Annotated in this window: 13 protein-coding genes; 8 read left to right on the top strand and 5 right to left on the bottom strand. The window is 46.0% G+C overall.

Annotation, left to right across the window (positions count from 1 at the left end; translation table 11 throughout):
- Positions 1 to 38: 38 nt before the first annotated feature.
- A complete protein-coding gene (locus F5613_RS02190; RefSeq protein WP_179398506.1) occupies positions 39 to 2240 on the top strand; it encodes an alpha-L-rhamnosidase-related protein in 2202 nt (733 codons plus the stop codon).
- 43 nt (positions 2241 to 2283) lie between these two features.
- Here F5613_RS02190 and F5613_RS02185 read toward each other — a convergent pair whose 3' ends face one another.
- Positions 2284 to 3078 (bottom strand): formate/nitrite transporter family protein, encoded by a 795-nt coding sequence (locus F5613_RS02185; RefSeq protein ID WP_179398505.1) that lies wholly within the window; start codon positions 3076 to 3078, stop codon positions 2284 to 2286.
- Positions 3079 to 3152: 74 nt separating this feature from the next.
- Between F5613_RS02185 and F5613_RS02180 the strand changes: the two genes are divergently transcribed.
- Complete coding sequence (locus F5613_RS02180; protein WP_179398504.1) at positions 3153 to 4151, top strand: DNA/RNA non-specific endonuclease; 999 nt, start codon at positions 3153 to 3155, stop codon at positions 4149 to 4151.
- Positions 4152 to 4466: 315 nt separating this feature from the next.
- Here F5613_RS02180 and F5613_RS02175 read toward each other — a convergent pair whose 3' ends face one another.
- On the bottom strand, positions 4467 to 5840 hold the full coding sequence (locus F5613_RS02175; protein ID WP_179398503.1) for an aminopeptidase P family protein: 1374 nt from the start codon (positions 5838 to 5840) through the stop codon (positions 4467 to 4469).
- Between the two features lie 172 nt (positions 5841 to 6012).
- On the opposite strand from F5613_RS02175, the gene F5613_RS02170 reads away from it, so the two are divergent.
- Together F5613_RS02170 and F5613_RS02165 are read left to right on the top strand one after the other, a co-directional pair.
- A complete protein-coding gene (locus F5613_RS02170) occupies positions 6013 to 9126 on the top strand; it encodes a glycoside hydrolase family 2 TIM barrel-domain containing protein (RefSeq protein ID WP_179398502.1) in 3114 nt (1037 codons plus the stop codon).
- A 143-nt stretch (positions 9127 to 9269) separates the two neighbouring features.
- Positions 9270 to 10931: an IS1182 family transposase gene (locus F5613_RS02165; RefSeq protein WP_246303316.1), complete on the top strand. Its 1662-nt coding sequence runs from the start codon at positions 9270 to 9272 to the stop codon at positions 10929 to 10931.
- Between the two features lie 295 nt (positions 10932 to 11226).
- On the opposite strand, the gene F5613_RS02160 is transcribed toward F5613_RS02165, so the two are convergent.
- Both F5613_RS02160 and F5613_RS02155 read right to left on the bottom strand, forming a co-directional pair.
- Positions 11227 to 12618: a GNAT family N-acetyltransferase gene (locus F5613_RS02160; protein ID WP_179398501.1), complete on the bottom strand. Its 1392-nt coding sequence runs from the start codon at positions 12616 to 12618 to the stop codon at positions 11227 to 11229.
- Between the two features lie 156 nt (positions 12619 to 12774).
- Entirely contained in the window at positions 12775 to 13692 is a 918-nt protein-coding gene (locus F5613_RS02155) for a DUF2156 domain-containing protein (RefSeq protein ID WP_179398500.1), read from the bottom strand.
- A 177-nt stretch (positions 13693 to 13869) separates the two neighbouring features.
- Here F5613_RS02155 and gnd point away from each other — a divergent pair, with 177 nt between their 5' ends.
- The 3 genes from gnd to pgl are packed head-to-tail and all read left to right on the top strand — an operon-like array spanning position 13870 to position 17519.
- Positions 13870 to 15324, top strand: coding sequence for a decarboxylating NADP(+)-dependent phosphogluconate dehydrogenase (gene gnd / locus F5613_RS02150; RefSeq protein WP_179398499.1), 1455 nt, complete (start codon positions 13870 to 13872; stop codon positions 15322 to 15324).
- A 15-nt stretch (positions 15325 to 15339) separates the two neighbouring features.
- Positions 15340 to 16821, top strand: coding sequence for a glucose-6-phosphate dehydrogenase (gene zwf / locus F5613_RS02145; protein WP_079683859.1), 1482 nt, complete (start codon positions 15340 to 15342; stop codon positions 16819 to 16821).
- The gene (gene pgl / locus F5613_RS02140; protein WP_179398498.1) at positions 16821 to 17519 is read left to right on the top strand and encodes a 6-phosphogluconolactonase; all 699 of its coding nucleotides are present in this window, start codon (positions 16821 to 16823) and stop codon (positions 17517 to 17519) included. The genes zwf and pgl overlap by 1 nt, the downstream gene beginning before the upstream one ends.
- Positions 17520 to 17549: 30 nt before the next feature.
- Here pgl and F5613_RS02135 read toward each other — a convergent pair whose 3' ends face one another.
- The gene (locus F5613_RS02135; RefSeq protein WP_246303342.1) at positions 17550 to 18149 is read right to left on the bottom strand and encodes a M23 family metallopeptidase; all 600 of its coding nucleotides are present in this window, start codon (positions 18147 to 18149) and stop codon (positions 17550 to 17552) included.
- 330 nt (positions 18150 to 18479) lie between these two features.
- Between F5613_RS02135 and F5613_RS02130 the strand changes: the two genes are divergently transcribed.
- Entirely contained in the window at positions 18480 to 18980 is a 501-nt protein-coding gene (locus F5613_RS02130; protein WP_179398496.1) for a GNAT family N-acetyltransferase, read from the top strand.
- Positions 18981 to 19061 lie beyond the last annotated feature (81 nt).

Genomic DNA, 19061 nt, shown 5'->3' with positions numbered 1-19061 from the left:
TTTTGCGCTTACAAAGTGTTAATCTAATTTCTATAAGTATGAATAAACTGTTTGGAATGCTTTTGTTATTGTGCTTCGGGTTGTCTGCTATGGCTTACGACTGGAAAGGACAATGGATAAGCACAGAACGTAGTCAGAGTCAGACTAACGAATGGCTGGCTTACCGAAAAACCTTTACTTTAAGTGATGTGCCCGCAGCACTGACGGCCCGTATTGCTGCGGATTCAAAATATTGGATGTGGATTAACGACAGCCTTGTCGTGTTTGAAGGCGGACTGAAACGCGGACCTGCTCCCGGTGCCACCTACTTTGATGAGGTGGAGATTGCTCCCTGGCTGAAACCGGGACAGAATACGGTGGCTGTGTTGGTCTGGCATTTCGGGAAAAGCGGTTTCAGTCATGCCAGCACCGGAAGGGCGGGGTTGTTGTTTGATGCGCAATCACCTGCTTTCTCGTTGGTATCCGATGCTTCCTGGCGTTGTACACTTTATACTGCTTATGAAAATACATCGGCTCCGCATCCCAACTTCCGCCTACCGGAAAGTAACATACGTTTCGATGCTCAAAAGGAGATAAAAGACTGGCACCTTTCTTCATTTAAAGGAAATCTGCCCCAGGCGCTTGTCTTAGCCCGGGCGGAGGCTTACCCTTTTGGTAAATTGGTGGCACGCCCCATTCCTTTGTGGAAAGATTACGGATTGCGCGGGTACGAAGCAATCCGGAAGTCGGCCAACGGCGATACCTTGTTTTGCCGGTTGCCCTACAATTGCCACGTTACCCCTTATTTACATGTGGAGGCCGAAGCCGGTAAAACCATAGGTATGCTGACCGATAACTATGAAGGGGGAAGCGAGAAAAACGTTCGTGGCGAATATGTTACCCGTGCCGGAGAACAGACCTACGAGAGTCTGGGCTGGATGAATGGTCACGAAGTGATATACATTATTCCGGACGGAGTGGTTGTTAAGGATGTAAAGTACCGCGAAACAGGCTATAATGCCGATTTTGCCGGTTCTTTCTCGTCGGATGACCCCTTCCTGAACGAGTTGTGGAAGCGTTCTGCACGTACCCTGTATGTTACCATGCGTGATACCTATATGGATTGTCCGGACCGCGAACGGGCTCAATGGTGGGGAGATGAGGTGAACGAACTGGGCGAGGCCTTTTACGCACTGGATCCCCGTGGACAGAAACTTGCTCTTAAAGGAATATACGAACTGATGAACTGGCAAAGGGAGGACGGGGTGATCTTCTCGCCGGTGCCTTCGGTCAACTGGGGACGGGAACTGCCGTTGCAGATGTTGGCTTCGGTGGGTTACTATGGCTTTTATACCCAGTATTTTTATAGCGGCGACAGTACCTTTGTGCCTGTTATTTACGACCGCCTGCACCGTTACCTGCACGAGGTTTGGCAACCCGAAGCGAATGGTCTGGTTACGGAACGTTCTGGCGATTGGAATTGGGGCGACTGGGGTGAACATGTGGATATGGGAGTGCTTACCAACTGTTGGTATTACCTGGCCCTGAAAGCCGAATTAAATTTTGCTGCCATGCTGGGTAAAGAGGATGATGTGCGTATGCTTACAGGGATGATGAACTCTTTTGTATCTTGCTTCAATACAAAATACTGGAACGGGTTGGCTTATCGTTCGCCCGGTTATAAGGGGGAGACCGACGACCGGGCGCAGGCTATGGCTGTGGTTTCCGGATTGGCTGCGGCCGACAAGTATCCGGCTTTGCTGCAGGTGTTCAAAAAAGAATATCATGCCAGTCCGTATATGGAAAAATATGTGTTGGAGGCGCTGTTCCGTATGGGGGAAGCCGACTTCGCCCTTTCGCGGATGAAAGATCGTTATAGTAAAATGATGGGATATAAGGATTATACCACTTTGTTTGAAGGGTGGGGGATCGGTGCAGATGGTTTTGGCGGTGGTACGATTAACCATGCCTGGAGCGGCGGACCGCTCACCATTCTAAGTCAGCTTTTATGCGGTATCGAACCTACTTCTCCCGGGTTCAAAACGTTTAAGATTGCTCCCCGGATGGGATCGGTAGGAAATGCGTCGGCCAAAGTTTCCACTCATCACGGATTGATCGAGGTTACGATTACCCGCAAAGGAAAAGCGATGACAATCCATGCGGTTGTTCCCCCGGGAACAAAGGCGGAGATACACTTTCCCAACGGTAAACGATTCCACGTAACGGCAGGATCTCATCTTCTGAAAGGACTGGCATTTTAAAATAAAAAAAGCCGCAGGTTTTATTGGTCTGCGGCTTTTTTATTTAGTCTTTTTTCTCCAGCTTTATATAGGTGTACCAATACATTCCTCCTACAAATACGGCCCCACCCACAATATTTCCAAGGGCGGAGGGTATCAGGTTGTTAAAGAAGAAAGCGCTCCAGGTAACGGGGGCTCCTTCGAAAATACCCATAGGGACGTAGAACATGTTGGCAATGCTGTGTTCGTATCCCAGTACCACAAAGGCCATCACCGGCCACCAGATGCCGGCAATCTTCCCAGTAGTGGTATGGGCCGTAAGTCCCAGCCATACAGCCAGACAGACCAGCCAGTTGGCCCCAATCCCTTTCAGGAAGATTACATGCCAGGGTTGCGTCGTTTTTAAAACGGCTGTATGTATGATTGACTCCTGCCACGGAGCGTGACTAAGAATGCCGGTTATGTGTACAAGCAGATAGGCAAAAAAGATTGTCCCGATAAAGTTGCTTCCAAAAACCAATGCCCAGTTTTTAAGAACGGTATGCCATTTTATTTTTCCATTCATAAAACCCGGTATCAGCATGGCATTGTTGCCGGTAAAGAGTTCGGCCCCGGCTATGATAACCAGCATAAGTCCTACCGGGAACATCAATCCGGATAGTAATTTGGGAAATACCGGATTTTGTTCCGAAATTCCCGGGAAACCGTAACCTACAAAAACGGCAAGGGTTGCCCCCATAGCTATGTAGGCACCTGCAAGCATGCCCAATGTTAAGGTTTTCTTCCAACTGTAATTTACTTTGTCGATTCCTGTTTTCTCTGCGATAACAGGAAGTTCTTTAGGTGTGTATATGCTCATCTAAATACTGTTTGGGGCGCAAAAATACAAAATAGTCTTTATATTTGCACTTCGTTTTAAAGAAAGGATGAACAATGGCGAAGAAGAAGACAAGAAAACCCTCTACCAGAAAAGGCAACAAAAAGAAGCAAGTTGTCGATTTTATCAAACAAATTATTGTTACTGCATGTGTTGTTATCGTCTGTTTCATAGCTTTTTGGATAGGATATGAATTTATTTTTCCACAGGATGCCTCCTCAATCGGAAAGAAGCTTGAATCAGTTGAAAAAGGAACCGAAAAGAACAGCGGATATCCCGATGATTTGTATGCAGATACCGAGACGGATCCTGCCAATACGGATGTTCCGGTTATTTCGGAACCCGAAACCATCCCTTTCAGTATGCCCGATGAGGTTGAGATGCCTCGTGTGGAGAGTGATCGTCCCGAAGAAATTATAACCCGCGAAAGCTTTGCCGTTTCTTACAACAGAACGTATCGTATACCCAATTGGGTAGCCTACGAACTGACGGCTCAGGAGGCCGGAAGCAATAAAAGCAAACGGAGCAATAAGTTTGTTCCGGATCCCGAACTGGATGGTACACCGGATACCCGCGATTACAGCCGTTCCGGATACGACAGAGGTCACATGGCTCCGGCAGGGGATATGAAGTGGTCGCATCAAGCGATGAAGGAGTCTTTCTACACCAGTAATATTTGTCCCCAGGACCACTATATGAACCAGGGTATCTGGAATGATCTTGAAAATAAATGCCGCGTGTGGGCTAAGAAACACAAGTCGGTTTGGGTGGTGACCGGGCCGGTTATCAGTAAAAAGATGAAGCGGATAGGGGATACCGGTATCGGAATTCCTGAAGCGTTTTTTAAAGTGCTAATGTATTCTACCGGAACTACGCTGGAAGGTGTAGCGTTTGTTCTCGAGAACCGGAATTACGAAGACAGTGATTTGAAAAAATATGCCATGCCGATTGATGAAGCCGAGAAGCTGACCGGCATTGATTTCTTTCATCAATTACCCGATGCCGTGGAAGATAAGATGGAGTCGGAATTGCACCTCAAGAAATGGGGGTTGTAACGGACTATTCAATCTCTGTTTTGCAAACACAGAATACCAGCATCTAGTGTAGAAGATAATCTGTAAAGGCTGCCGATCGTAAGTTACCTGCACAAACTATAAAGAATAGAATAAAAAGAGAAGGAAGTATCCACTGATAGTGAAACTTCCTTCTCTTTTTATTCTAATTTTCTCTTAATATGGGAATGATGTTTACTTAGGGTGTTCTTTTATGGTAAGAATCCAAAGAACGCCAAGTGAACCTATTTGGTGTTGTATTCAACGATTACATCAATTACCAAGGCTCAAATGGTTATATCAGCATCTTTATCATCTTTACCGCAACGCCTCGATCTCTTCCGTAGTACGAGGAAGTTGTTTTCCCAACAATCGTGATCCGGTGGGTGTAATCAGGTAATCGGCTTCGTTACGTATACCACCGAAATCTTTGTAGGTTACCACCTTTTCGTAGTTGATAAACTCTTCGAATTTACGTTCGCTTCTCCAAAGATCAATCAGTTCGGGAATAAAATAGATACCCGGTTCGATGGTGTGTACAAATCCAGGTTCAAGCATTCTGCCCAGTCGCAATGACTTTCTTCCAAACTGTGTGCTTTTGGGTTGGCCGTTATGTCCAACATAAATCTCACCCAGATTTTCCATATCGTGTACATCAAGTCCCATCATATGTCCCAATCCATGGGGATAGAAAAGAGCATGTGCTCCGGCTTTTACAGCTTCGGCGGCATCTCCGCGCATAAAGCCCAGAGACTTGAGGCCTTCCACAATTACTTTGGCAGAGGTGTCGTAAACCGATTCGAAGGTAACCCCCGGACGAAGTTCTTTGATAGAAGCTTCATGAGAGGCAATCACGATATCGTAAATTTCCTTCTGACGGGTGGTATAGGTGGCATCTGCAGGAATGGTGGATGTCATATCCCCTGCATAACCCATTTCTGTTTCCGCTCCGGCATCCAGCAGGAACAGGTCGCCACTCTTAATCTTATTTCCATGATGATGATTGTGCAGCGTCTGACCGTTGATAGTGGCTATGATGGGGAAGGATAGCTGATAGTTGGCCGCCAGCGCAACCTCGGCCACGGCTGCAGCCACTTCGCTTTCCAGTATGCCCGGACGAACCGTGCGCATGGCTGTAAGATGCATATCGGCTGTAACAATACAAGCCTTTTCTATTTCGGCAACCTCTTCGTCACTCTTATAATTACGTTGGTTGATCACAGCCATGATAAACGGTAGAGAAGCTTGCTGAACGGCCGGATGTTCGCCGGTCCAGGCAAAGAGTTTCAGCTGATGTTCGGGACGGTAAGGAGGCAGATAATGAATTTTCTGCCCTTTCTGAATGGCATCCTTCAAGTATATTTCCGTTGCATTTGAGGGTAGCATATGGGTGATGCCTACCCTTTCGCATTTTTCGCTCAGCGTGGGCTGCTGACCCATCCATACGATGGAATCGATGGTGAGCTCGTCGCCAAAAATAATCTCTTTGTTGTTGTCGATATCGATTACAGCCGACAAGCCGGCATAGGATAAGCCAAAATAGTAAAGGAAAGTTGAATCTTGTCGGAAAGGATACGTGTTATCTGCGTAGTTTACGCCGCATTCTTCGTTACCCAAGAATAATAACAGCCCCGATCCGATGGTTTTTTTGAGTTGTGTACGGCGGGCAATGTAAGTTTCTTTTGAGAACATAATTCTAACATTTTGATTTAATGATACCAAAGATAGGTAATAATTTTAACAAAAAAATGAATAGAGTTGCTAAAATTGCTTTATTTAATTGATTTTATATATATTTGTTGACCATAAAATGGGAACCATAAATTATTACCTAATTATTAATAACTCCATTACTAACAATTTTATGAGAAGAGTAGCTTTCTTTTTTTGTGCGCTATTCGTTTTTGTTTGCATGCAGGGTCAGACCAATTTCTGGGAGAATCCTACGCTGGTAAATGAAAATGTAGAAAAGGCGCGCGCAACTTTTGTTCCTTATCAGAAGTCGGAACTGGCCCTGACGGGTGATAAGTTCAAAACTCCGTTTGTACATTCGCTAAACGGAACATGGCGGTTTAAGTTCAGTGTAAAACCATCCGAACGTCCGTTAGACTTTTATAAAACCACCTATTGTGATAACGATTGGAGCGATATCAAGGTTCCTTCCAACTGGGAGATGGAAGGATTCGGTATTCCGGTATATACCAATGTACCCTATATCTTCCCTCACAATCCTCCTTACCAGGATAACGAAGATGTGCCCGTCGGCTCATACCGTACTACTTTTACCGTGCCTGCCGGATGGAACGGACGCGAAACTATTCTGCACTTTGAATCTATCGCCGGAGCTGCCACTGTATGGGTAAATGGCGAAAGGGTAGGATATTCCAAGGCATCCAAGACAGCTGCCGAATTTAATATTTCGAAGTATCTTAAAACAGGCAAAAATCAGCTTGCCGTAGAGGTGTTCAAATGGAGCGACGCTTCCTATCTTGAAGATCAGGACTTCTGGCGTCTGGCTGGTATCGAACGTGACGTGTATCTGATTTCTCGTCCCAAAGTGTCGTTGGAAGATTTCTTTGCCGTGGGCGATCTGGACAAAAGCTACAAGAATGGTATCTTTTCGATGGATGTAAACGTACGCAACTTTAACGATGCAGCTGCTGCAGGTTATTCGGTTGTAGTAGGTTTAACGGATGCAGCCGGAAAGACGGTTTTCACCAAAACACTTGGTGTTCCTTCTATCGCAGCTAAGGGAGAACAGAAAGTTTCCTTCAAGCAATCGGTTGCTAGTCCCAAGTTATGGAGTGCAGAATACCCCAATTTATACAATCTTACCGTAACCTTAAAGGATGCACAAGGTAAAACGGCCGAGTTTACCGCTGCGAAGACCGGTTTCCGTAAGATAGAGATGAAAAACGGTCAGGTTTGGATCAACGGAACTCCTATTATCATCCGCGGAACAAATATCCACGAACATCATCCTAAAACCGGTCACACAGTGGATCAGGCTACCCGTATCGAAGATATCCGCCTGATGAAGCTGAACAACATCAACGCTATTCGCATGAGTCACTATCCTCAGAGCATTGAGATGTTCAAATTATGTGACCAATACGGACTGTACGTAATTGACGAAGCCAATATTGAAGTACACGGATTGGACGGATTCGACCGTTCACGTCACCCGTCGTTCATAAAAGAATGGTTAGGTCAGCACATGGATCGCACCATCCGCATGGTTGAACGCGATAAAAACCACCCGTCTATCATCGGATGGTCTACCGGTAACGAAAGTGATTTCGGACCTAACTATATTGAAACATACAACTGGATGAAACAACGCGACCCGTCACGTACGGTTCAGTGTGAACGTGCCGATGAAAACCAGTATACTGATATTATTGCCTGGATGTATACTTCACCCCAGCGCTTACAGGCTTATGCCGACCGTAAAGACACCAACCGTCCGTGGATTCTTTGTGAGTATGCGCATGCTATGGGTAACAGTACTGGTAACTTTCAGGAATACTGGGATATTATTCTGAAATCGCCTAATTTGCAGGGTGGTTTTATCTGGGACTGGGTTGATCAGGGTATGGAAGCAACCGATCCTAATGGAAGAAAATACTTCTATTATGGAGGAGATATGGGTGGCGACCGATGGGTACACCAGGAGAATTTCTGTGCGAATGGTTTGATCAGTGCCGACCGTACCCCTCATCCGGGATTGATTGAGGTGAAGAAGACATACCAGGGTATCTACTTTGAGGCAGACGATTTGCTGAAGGGTAAGATCAAGCTGGTGAATCATTTCCAGTTTACCGACCTGAGCAGATACAACTACCAGTGGTCTTTCCAGGTAAATGACAAAGTAGTGGCTACGGGAACATTTAACGCTGCCGGTAAACCCGGTTCGGTTACTCCGGTTACCATCAACTTGCCTTCATACACTCCTAAAGCCGGCGAAGAGTACTTCCTGAATGTTTGTGCTTTGGAGAAAGAGGGAACAGAACTGGTTCCGGTAGGACACGTTGTGGCTTCCGAACAGCTTCAGCTGCCTGCTAGTAACTATTTTGAAGTTAATCGTAAGGCCGACGGCACCTTGAAAATATCTAAAGACGACAAGGATCTGAAGTTTGAAAGTGGATCTGTACAGGGTACAATCAGCTTGCAGCGTGGATTGCTTACTTCATATAAAAAGGATGGCAAGACATTGCTTACTTCTGCACCTGTTCCTAATTTCTGGCGTGCACCGACCGATAACGACTTTGGCGAAAATCTGCAACATCGTACCAATGTTTGGCGTACGGCAGGCGAAATCCGCAACCTTGTTTCGGCAGAGGTAAAAGACCAGACGGCTGATGGAGTAGAGGTGGTTTGCAAATTCAAGATCGCTTACCTGGATGTAGATTATACAATGAGCTACTTTATCCGTAACGACGGAGCTGTTGAGGTAACCGGAAGCATGGATATGGGTACAAAGGAATTGCCGGAACTACCACGCTTCGGTATGAAAATGCAATTGCCCGAGTCGTTCGACCAGGTTTCATATTACGGTCGCGGTCCGTTGGAAAATTACTGGGATCGTAAACGTGCCTCTTTTGTAGGTCGTTACGATGCGAAGGTGAAAGACCTTGGTTTTAATTACATTCGTCCCCAGGAAAACGGTAACCGTGCCGATATTCGCAAGGTAAGCTTCGTGAACCCCGAAGGTGTGGGTGTACAGATTGAAGCTGTTGGTCAGCCCATCAACTTTACAGCCCGTCATAATTTTGACGAAGACTTTGATCCGGGTCTGACTAAAAAGCAGCAGCATATCTCCGATATCGACCGTCGCGATCTTGTTGCCGTAAATATCGACTTGCAGCAACGTGGTTTGGGTGGTGATACCAGCTGGGGTGCCCGCCCGATGGATAAGTACAGATTGATGGATAAGAAGTACAGCTTCTCTTACCTAATTCGTCCGTTTGTTAAGTAACGTACGTTTATAAAATCAATTATAACAGAGGAGGGTGTGTCAAAATAGGCACACCCTCGTTTTATGCACAAAGGTCGAACTTTCCCAAGCTCGGCCTTTGCTATTTCCTAGAGTTTTTGTAACTTTAGGTTTTCAAAATTCATATGACAAAGTTACATTTTCGCCCGTATATATCCAACCAAACGCTTCTTTTTCCGAGCCGGATTGATGAAGATATTGCTGAAGATGACCCTGTCCGGGTTGTCAATGCCCTGGTTGATAATCTTGATCTTGATAAGATTAAGGCTCTTTATAAAGAATATGGTCGTAGTCCCTATCATCCGCAGATGATGCTCAAGGTGATTATCTACGCCTACATGAACAACGTTTATTCCTGTCGCAAGATTGAGAAGCTGCTTCTTCGCGACATCCATTATATCTGGCTTGCCGGGTATGAGAAACCAGACTTTATTACGATCAACCGTTTTCGTAATCGGGTAAAGCATGAGATTAACCAGATTTTCACCCAACTAGTGCTTCTTCTTGCCGGTAAAGGCTATGTGAGTCTGGATGTGGAATACATTGATGGGACAAAGATTGAATCCAAAGCCAACAAATATACCTTCGTCTGGCGCAAAAGTGTGGAGAAGAACCGGGACAAACTTCTCGATAAAATAAGAATCCTACTTGAACAGATTGATGAAACGATCGCCCAGGATAAAGCAGCAGAGAATCAATCCGTGGCGTTTACTCCGGCAGCCATCTCCGATCTTGCCCGGGAGTTGAAGGAGGCGCTGGCAGAGCAACCCGCAGCCAGGACCAGGGAAGAGAAAAAAGCCCGTCGGGCAAGGGAGAAAGAGATAAAAGAGTTAGAGAAGCACGGCGATAAGCTTGCCGAATATGACCAGCATCTGCAAACACTCGGGGATCGTAATTCTTATTCCAAATGTGATCCTTCAGCCACCTTTATGCGCATGAAAGAGGATGCGATGAACAACGGCCAGACCAAACCCGGCTACAACTTACAAATCGGGACAGAGAACCAATTCATCACCGACTTTTCCCTGTTCCCCAACCCTACAGACACATTAACCCTTATACCTTTCCTTAGCTCGTTTTCCGGACGTTACAACCGGCTTCCCGGCAAAGCCGTTGCCGACTCCGGTTATGGATCGGAGGAGAATTATCGTTTTATGGAAGAACATGATATAGAGTGTTTTGTAAAATACAACTGGTTCCACAAAGAGCAGAAGCGTTCGTTTAAGAATAATCCTTTTCTGGTGGATAATTTATATTATAATGCCAAAGATGATTACTATGTTTGCCCCATGGGGCAGCATATGACCTTTGTGGGTAAGACTCATGGAAGGACAGCTAGCGGATATATTACCGAATCACATCGCTACAGGGCAGCAAGATGCGAAGGATGCCCTCTTCGGACCGGATGCTTCAAAGCCAAGGGGAATCGCTCCATCGAAGTTAACCGCAGACTCGTGGAATATAAACGCAAAGCCCGTGAGAAGCTGATCTCGGATGAGGGACTTGAACACCGATCCAAACGACCTATAGAACCAGAAGCCGTTTTCGGACAAATGAAATACAATATGGCATACCGTCGATTCCGTCACTTCGGACTCGACAAAGTCACCATGGACTTTGCCTTCTTTGCCATAGCCTTCAACATAAAAAAGATGTGTGCAAAAGCAGCTAAAGGGATATCAAAGGGCTTTTATAACAGGAAAATTACTCTGAAAACAGCGTTTTATGAGGTGATAAGCGATCAAAATCGAATCGAAAGAAAAATCAATCCAAAATGGGCGGCTTGAAGCTTTTTTGAAAAACGAAACAAAAAAGAAAGAGGATGTGCCAATTACTTTGTTTTGACACACCCTCCTTTTTTCTTGTTTGCCCGGTATGAATGTATTCAAACAGATTTAAACGAATTCAAAAGTATTCAAACGAGTACAATCTGCTATGGAGATATTCTATCCTACGTTAGAGATTCTGAATTCATTCATAGTACCAGAGTACAATCTGCTATGAAGATATTCTATCCTTATAATTACCAAATAACTACCAGAAATCTCCCAAGTATCTTACGTATATCCTTCAGTAGATCAGTTAGTCGAACATCAAACTCATAAAAGGATATTCCGGATAGATGATGAAGTGGGCCAGTTGCCCTATGTCCATCGTTAGCGTTTCGAAAGCCTCTTTATCTGTTTCTAAGTAGTAGTCGCCCGGAGTCCCATCACCCCCGGTTTTTGTATCTTCACTATGTTGCATCATTGCATATCCTTCAGTGGTGTTGCATGGTGATGCATCAATTCTGTCATTTGTAATGCCTGGTTTATTTATTATTCCTTTTTGAAAGGAATAATTCCTTTCGGTCTGGATACCTTCGTTGTCTGTTGTTTTGAAACATTTCCCGTTCTCAATTATATAAGAACCGTTGTTGTTGGTCAGCAGCGGATCAGACAAATGAATGATCAGCCGCCTTTCCGGGTTTACGGCTGCCCACATGCACAGCATTTTATTAGCATCAATAATCCGGGCCATCCCGAATGGAATAGTTTGTCCTTCTTCTGAGGAGGTATTGGATACTACCGTACGATATATCCCGGAGGAGGCATGGTAGTGATTTAAAGCTGTGCGAAGTAAAGCCTCCTTCACCTCTTCGCTGTCAGCCACCAACTCTTTGGCAACAAAAGAAGAACCACCGGCAGGTACCGTAAAAATGATGCCGACCGGAATATGTTTACTGTTTAACGCCACCCATATCTTCCCATCGGAAATGGCATAGTCATGCACAATAGTCCGGAAGTTGGCATAGGGATGTAATATACAAGCGTTACGTTCCCTTAACCGTTGATCAAAATAGGAAAAACAAGCATCCATAAGATCCTCTCTCTTTTGCAAAAAAGAGTCTCCCAGATCACTAATGGAATACTGTTCCATAACAAGGGCATCTTTACCATGTTTTAGCCCATTTTCACCGCACTGTAGAGTTTCTTCTCCACACTGCAAATCATCTTCCCCTAAGCGTTGCTCTTTGGGCGGAAAACCTACGGATGAAGTAGATGTTCTGTCTGTAGCCGATACAAAGCGTTGCTCTTTGGGCGGATAAACCTGCTGATTATAGGCGAAAACCGTTACATAACCACTCTTCTCATAAAAACCATAAAGCCACGGTTCGGCAGGGATTAGAATTGATAACGGTATCTGACGGCGCTCCATCTCTTTGAATGAATCGATCAGCAAGCTACGCATCAATCCCCGTCCCTGTGCTTCGGGGAGGGTACCAGCACCTGATATATAAGAAGCTGTAACCTCCTGGTTCCATATCCGAAACGGATAGGGCAACATATATAAAGCCGATAAGATACATCCCTTTTCTTCCAGCACACGGATGTTTTCCTCACGTACTACCTCGTGGAAGAAAAGAGAAATAAACGCTTCCGTATCACCAAAAAGCGATTTCCATAACGACTTTAATTGTTCTATATCCTTCATCAATTTATTTTAATAGTCTTGCAATTTCGATAGGAGGTTGCCGTACATCTCCGATTACATAGTTGCTTACCGGTTGAAACAAACAATAATTTATTCTCCGTTGGTCACGTTCAGCCCGTCAATAGGTAATATCGTGCTGCCGAATCAAACAACTATTTATTGTCCGTTGGCCGGTTTCTTTATCACTACATTCTTTTCAAGCAGAAATACCGGATTATAAGATAACTTGGCTTGTCGCAAGCCCGGTAATCCTAAATCCTCTTCTCTGTTCACGTATGTATATTGCTCCGGAATGCGTGAAGCAAATTCCTGGTTAATAATCGTAAAGGCACCCTGGTAATTTACATCCGCCTTTTCCACATGCACCCCAAAGGTATTATGATTAATGGGCGATCCAAAGGAGAATGCTATAATTTCTGAACCAACCCTGATAGCACCACCCGTCAGTCCCAGCGCCTCAAAATTCTGCAATGCATAGGTAAGCGACCTGCGTTCGTAAGTCAGATCGTCGCCATCCGTATCCGGATCATTGGCTTTAAACCACTTATGTTCCAGTCGGAGGCAATGCGGAACCAGATCTGGCGTAATGGGAAGATACTCGTAATCGGGATTCTGTTTCTTAAAATTATTGATGTGATTCCGCTTGGACTGAAATTTTTTCCCCTTAAGCGAAGTAAGATCCTCCCTCAGGTAAATATAATCGTAGTAGTCTCGGTTGGGCAGGTAAACCAATTCGTTGGGGAAATGCACCTCCAGATTCTCTTTGGCAGCAGGCGTAATACCCAGCATACACAAGGGATGTCCGTTAGCCAGCGAATCTTGCTCTATCAGCTCGACCGACTTCTTCAAATCCCCTTTGCCTATCGGACACATGTAGGCAATACGGGTTCCGTCTTCAATCCAGAAACGGATCAACAACTCGCCGTCAACAACCGCGTACTCACTTTTGTAAAGAAAGCGCCAGCTGCACATATTAGAAAAAGAAAAATCACAATTACGATAATCCCCCGGAAGGGTGAAAGATTGTATAATACCCCTGTCGTCAAGGGTAATTGGTTTAAATGGTATATCCATGTCTGTTTTTTTGTTGCACCTATAGAACTATTAACCCGCCAATAATGTTTAGTGGAAATATAAAAATTCGGCTAATAATTTTATTTTACTTACTAATAAAGAGAATCTATCAAACAATTGAACAAATGTAATTGTTCTAAGTACATGAAAAAAGTTTTTAACTAAAAATAAAGATATATGGAATTAGCAGATGTAGGATTGATCGGGTTGGCAGTTATGGGCGAAAACCTTGCATTGAACATGGAAAGCAAGGGGTATAAAGTAGCTGTATATAATCGTAGCGCACCCGGAGAAGAGGGAGTTGTTGATCGTTTTGTGAATGGAAGAGGTAAAGACAAAAAATTTATCGGCTCAAATAACATTCAGGCATTCGTTAACTCCATCCGTGCTCCCCGAAAAATAATGATGATGGTAAAAGCCGGTTCTCCCGTAGACGAACTTATTTCGCAACTGGTACCTTTTCTTTCGCCGGGTGATGTGATTATTGATGGAGGTAACTCCGACTTTAACGACACCGAACGCCGGGTAAAAGAGGTGGAACAGAAAGGATTCTATTTTATCGGGTCCGGAATCTCAGGAGGAGAGGAGGGTGCACTTAACGGTCCTTCCATCATGCCCGGCGGTTCAGCCAAGGCCTGGCCTTTGGTACAGGAACTGCTTCAGTCCATCGCCGCCAAGCTGGAAGACGGTACACCCTGCTGCCAATGGATTGGTAACGGAGGGGCAGGCCACTTTGTAAAGATGGTGCACAACGGCATCGAATATGGCGACATGCAACTTATAGCCGAAGCCTACTCGTTGCTCAGAGCCGGAAAAGAATCAGACAACGCACAGCTTGCCACCGTGTTCGACAACTGGAACAAAGGCGATCTGGATAGCTTCCTGATCGAGATTACCGCCAACATCCTGCGCTTCAAGCAGGCGGACGGTACCTATCTGGTGGATTCCATTCTGGATGTAGCCGGACAAAAAGGAACGGGTAAGTGGAGTGCCATGGCTGCCATGGACCAGAACGACCCGCTTACATTGGTAACCGAAGCCGTGTATGCACGTATGCTATCCGGCTTACAGAGCGAAAGACAAAAAGCATCCGCCTTGTATCCCGGACAAGGAGAGGAGGTTGCTGCGTTAACTACCAACGATATCCGTGATGCCTTGTACGCATCTAAAATTATCTCTTATGCACAGGGATTCTCTCTGATGAGCCGTGCTTCCGCATCTTATAAATGGAACCTGAACTACGGAGCCATTGCCCAGATATGGCGTAAGGGATGTATCATACGTTCGGCCTTCCTCGGTAAGATTACAGAAGCCTACCAACACAATCCGGAACTCGAGAATCTGCTGTTCGATCCATTCTTTAAACAAAAGATCGAAAACTCCCAGTCGGCCTGGCGTAAAGTGGTATCTGCCGCGTTTGCTTCGGGAGTGGCTATCCCTGCCATGGCATCGGCCCTCAGTTATTTCGACGGACTACGCACCTTGAACTCGTCGGCCAACCTTATCCAGGCGCAGCGCGACTACTTCGGAGCACATACCTACGAACGAACCGACAGTCCGAGGGGACAGTTTTTCCATACCGACTGGACCGGTAAAGGCGGATCTACGCATTCGGGAAATTATAATGTATAAAAGAGGAGGGAACCTATGAACGAAAAAGTAGACAGTCAGCTTATTGTTATTTTCGGAGCCTCGGGCGACCTTACAGGCCGCAAGCTGATCCCTTCGTTGTATGAACTGCATAAACGGGACCTGCTTCCCGAGAAGTTGTGTGTGATGGGTGCGGCGCGTACCGAGTATACCGACGAGGAATTCCGTAACATACAGCGTGAAAACCTGGAGCATTCGCAGAAAGGTAAAGAACTTAAACCCGGCGATATCGACGCTTTTCTGGAGCATATCTGCTATGTAAGCTTCGATTCGGGCAAGAGCTCCGACTATTATAAACTAAAGGATCGCATCACAGAGAAGCAAACTGCTCTGAATCTGCCGGATAAGGTAATGTATTACCTGGCTACTCCACCGCAGATGTACGACCTGATTCCTCAGTATCTGCAGGAAAACGGGATGAATGTAGCCGCTACTCCCGAGGGATGGCGACGGGTTATCATCGAGAAACCCTTCGGTACGAGTCTGGAGACAGCGCGCGCGCTTAACAAAAAGTTGATGAGTATCTTCGATGAAAAAGAGATTTACCGCATCGACCATTACCTGGGAAAGGAAACCGTACAGAACATCCTGGTGCTGCGGTTCTCCAACGGGATTTTCGAACCCCTGTGGAACCGTAACTACGTAGATTCTGTAGAGATAAAGGTCTCCGAAACCCTGGGAGTGGAAAACCGTGGTAAATATTACGAAGGCTCCGGGGCCATGCGAGACATGATACAGAATCACCTGATGCAACTGATGGGCTTTATCGCCATGGAGTCGCCCGCCGTGTTCGAAGCCGAACCTTTGCGCGACGAGATTGTAAAGGTGTTCCGTTCACTGCGTCCCTACAAGTCAGCCGAGATAGACCTTAACGTGGTACGCGGGCAATACGAGGGATACCGTCAGGAGCCGCAGGTGTCGCCCACTTCCACTACGGAAACCTACGTTGCCATGAAGTTTTTCATCGACAACTGGCGGTGGGGCGGTGTGCCCTTCTACCTGAGTACAGGCAAGAAGCTGGATGAGAAGAAGTCGGAGATCGTAATCAACTTTAAATCCACACCCAACCAGCTTTTCAGCGGTCAGTGCTCCGGTACCTCCTGCAACAAGCTTACCATTGCCATCCAGCCCAACGAAGGTATCTCCCTTCAGTTCGGACTAAAGATGCCAGGTGCCGGATTTGAAGTAAAACAGGTAAGCATGGACTTTAAGTACGAATCATTGTCGAAAGTCTACCTGCCAGACGCCTACGAGCGCTTGTTGCTGGATGCCATGCTGGGTGATTCCACCCTGTATGCCCGTAGCGACGCTTTGGAGGCAAGCTGGAAGTTTATCGACCCCATTCTGGCACACTGGAAGGAATCAGGCGATCAGAACCTGTATCCCTACACACCCGGAACCAAGGGACCCAAAGAGCGTAAACCCCTCAAGGTATTACCTCGTCCCTGTATTTGTTACAGTAAACAACAGATTGAATAATGGAAATAAAAAGATACAAGACTAGTGCAGAGGCCCTGGAAGGTCTCACCGGGTTGCTTGCCGACCTTATGAGTGCCAGGCCCGGACCTTTTCACCTGGCCATTTCGGGAGGCGATACACCCAAAAACCTTTTCAAACTTTGGGTGGATGCCTACAAAGATAAAATTGACTGGAAACAGCTCAGATTCTATTGGGTGGACGAGCGTTGCGTACCTCCGGCCGACAGCGAAAGCAACTACGGACAAGCCAAATTACTCCTTTTTGATCCCTTGCAAATTCCGGATGAACACATATTCCGTATGAAGGGAGAGGTTGATCCTGTAGCCGAAGCAGCACGCTACGCCACCCTTTTAGAAAAGCAGCTACCCAAGGTAAACGGATTGCCCCGTTTCGATTGCATCATGCTGGGAGTGGGAGGCGATATGCACACCGCATCCATATTTCCAGGTAACCTGGCCTTGCTTACTGCAAAGGAAACCGTAACAACCGCTGTACATCCCGTATCGGGACAAACACGCGTAACGCTTACGGGACCCGTTCTGCTGAACGACACTCCTTTGCTGATTCCTGTTATCGGAGCATCCAAAGCCCCGGTGATAGAAGCCCTGGCCAGAGGACTGGATCCGCAAAACCCAACCCCGTCGGCTTACGTGCTGAGCAAAGCAAACCATGCAACCGTAATTACGGATGTAAACTAAAAAGAAAAACGCGATTCGGATTGAACAGCGTTAACTTACGTATCTCACAGCAATGCTTCCACCAGACGTTTTTGTACAAACAATACGTTTGCGCTGGAGGCATCGCTCTTTTAGATTGAAGATGATGTTGGGGTTGAAATGCTGTCCGTTTATGCGTGTCTCAAAATGCAGGTGTGCCGTAGTGGTTCTGCCGGTACGACCGGTCAGACCTATTGGCTGACCCGCTTTTACGATATCGCCGGATTTAACGAAGTTTTTGGAATTATGACTGTATACGGTCTCCAGACCGTTATAATGACGTACCACAATTACATTTCCGTAGGCAGCGTAGGGTTTGGACATCCTTACCACGCCATCGAAGGCCGACAGGATCGTGTCGTTGGGAACGGTTTTAATATCCACGCCAGTATGTCCGCGCCGTTTTCCTCCATAAGGCGAAATCACCTTGGCCCCGGGCAACGGAAAAGCAAAATCCTCGTCGGCAATCAGATCCAGGTTGATGGTATGTTTGTTGCCACTCTTGAACAAGGCCGGATCATGAGCCACCAGGTGATTTATCTCTCTGGGAGAAAACGTTTGGGTAATCTCAATCCGCGGATCCACAATGGGTTCGAGCGCAGCTTTAGGCATGCAAAAACTAAAATCGGTTGCCGGAAGCGGAATATTCTGCGCAGGCAGAACCACCTTCGGAGTGTAGGCCGCCAGCGAAACTTCTTGCTTTTGAAAGCGGGAGAATTGAGTGGAACAGGAACTGAACAACAACAACGCAGAGCAAGAGATTAAACAAAGTATGTTTTTCCGATATTTTTTCATGAATACAAACATAAGAATTAAATTTTTCTTATCCTACGCCCTTCTCTCTTCTTAGCTTTTCTTTTCATATTTTTACATTCCCATCCTTTAAAGCATTCCCTTTTATACTATTTTTGTGCTCATTATTAACAAGTACCAATTAAAAATATGGAAAACGTAGAATTGAAAGAGATGACCCCGGCCGATCTTGAATTTGTAAAAGAGGTATACGATTACTATATACTCCATTCTACCGCCGTATTCTACCTGCATCCCTTAACCATCAGTGAGCTGGGCGAAAACATCCGTCTGGGCGACCCCCGTTACCTGGCCTATACCATTCATGCCAACAACCAGCGGTGCGGCTTTTGCTACATTTCCAAATTCAAACCCAAGGAAGCATTCGACGTAACCGTCGAGATAACCGTCTACCTCACACCTTCAGCCGGAGGTAAAGGCATCGGATATGCTGCCATGCAACAGTTCGAGCCCCGCATCTGGGAGGCTGGATTCCATAACATCGTGGCCCTTATCACCGGCGAGAACACAGCCAGCGTACGCCTTTTCGAGAAATGCGGCTATACCGAATGTGCCCGTATCAAGCAGGTGGCCCGTAAGTTCGACCGTCTGCTAGACCTGCTCATCTACCAGAAATTGCGCGCTTCCTAAAGGGAGGCATGTTAATATTCATTAGTTTTTTGATGTGGTTCAACAATGAACTCTCAATAAAAAACCATTTCTTTGCCCTAC

This window comes from Macellibacteroides fermentans (assembly GCF_013409575.1).
GTDB classification, from domain to species: domain Bacteria; phylum Bacteroidota; class Bacteroidia; order Bacteroidales; family Tannerellaceae; genus Macellibacteroides; species Macellibacteroides fermentans.
Note: the sequence above shows the minus strand (reverse complement) of the source record. Positions and strands in the feature narration are given on the sequence as shown.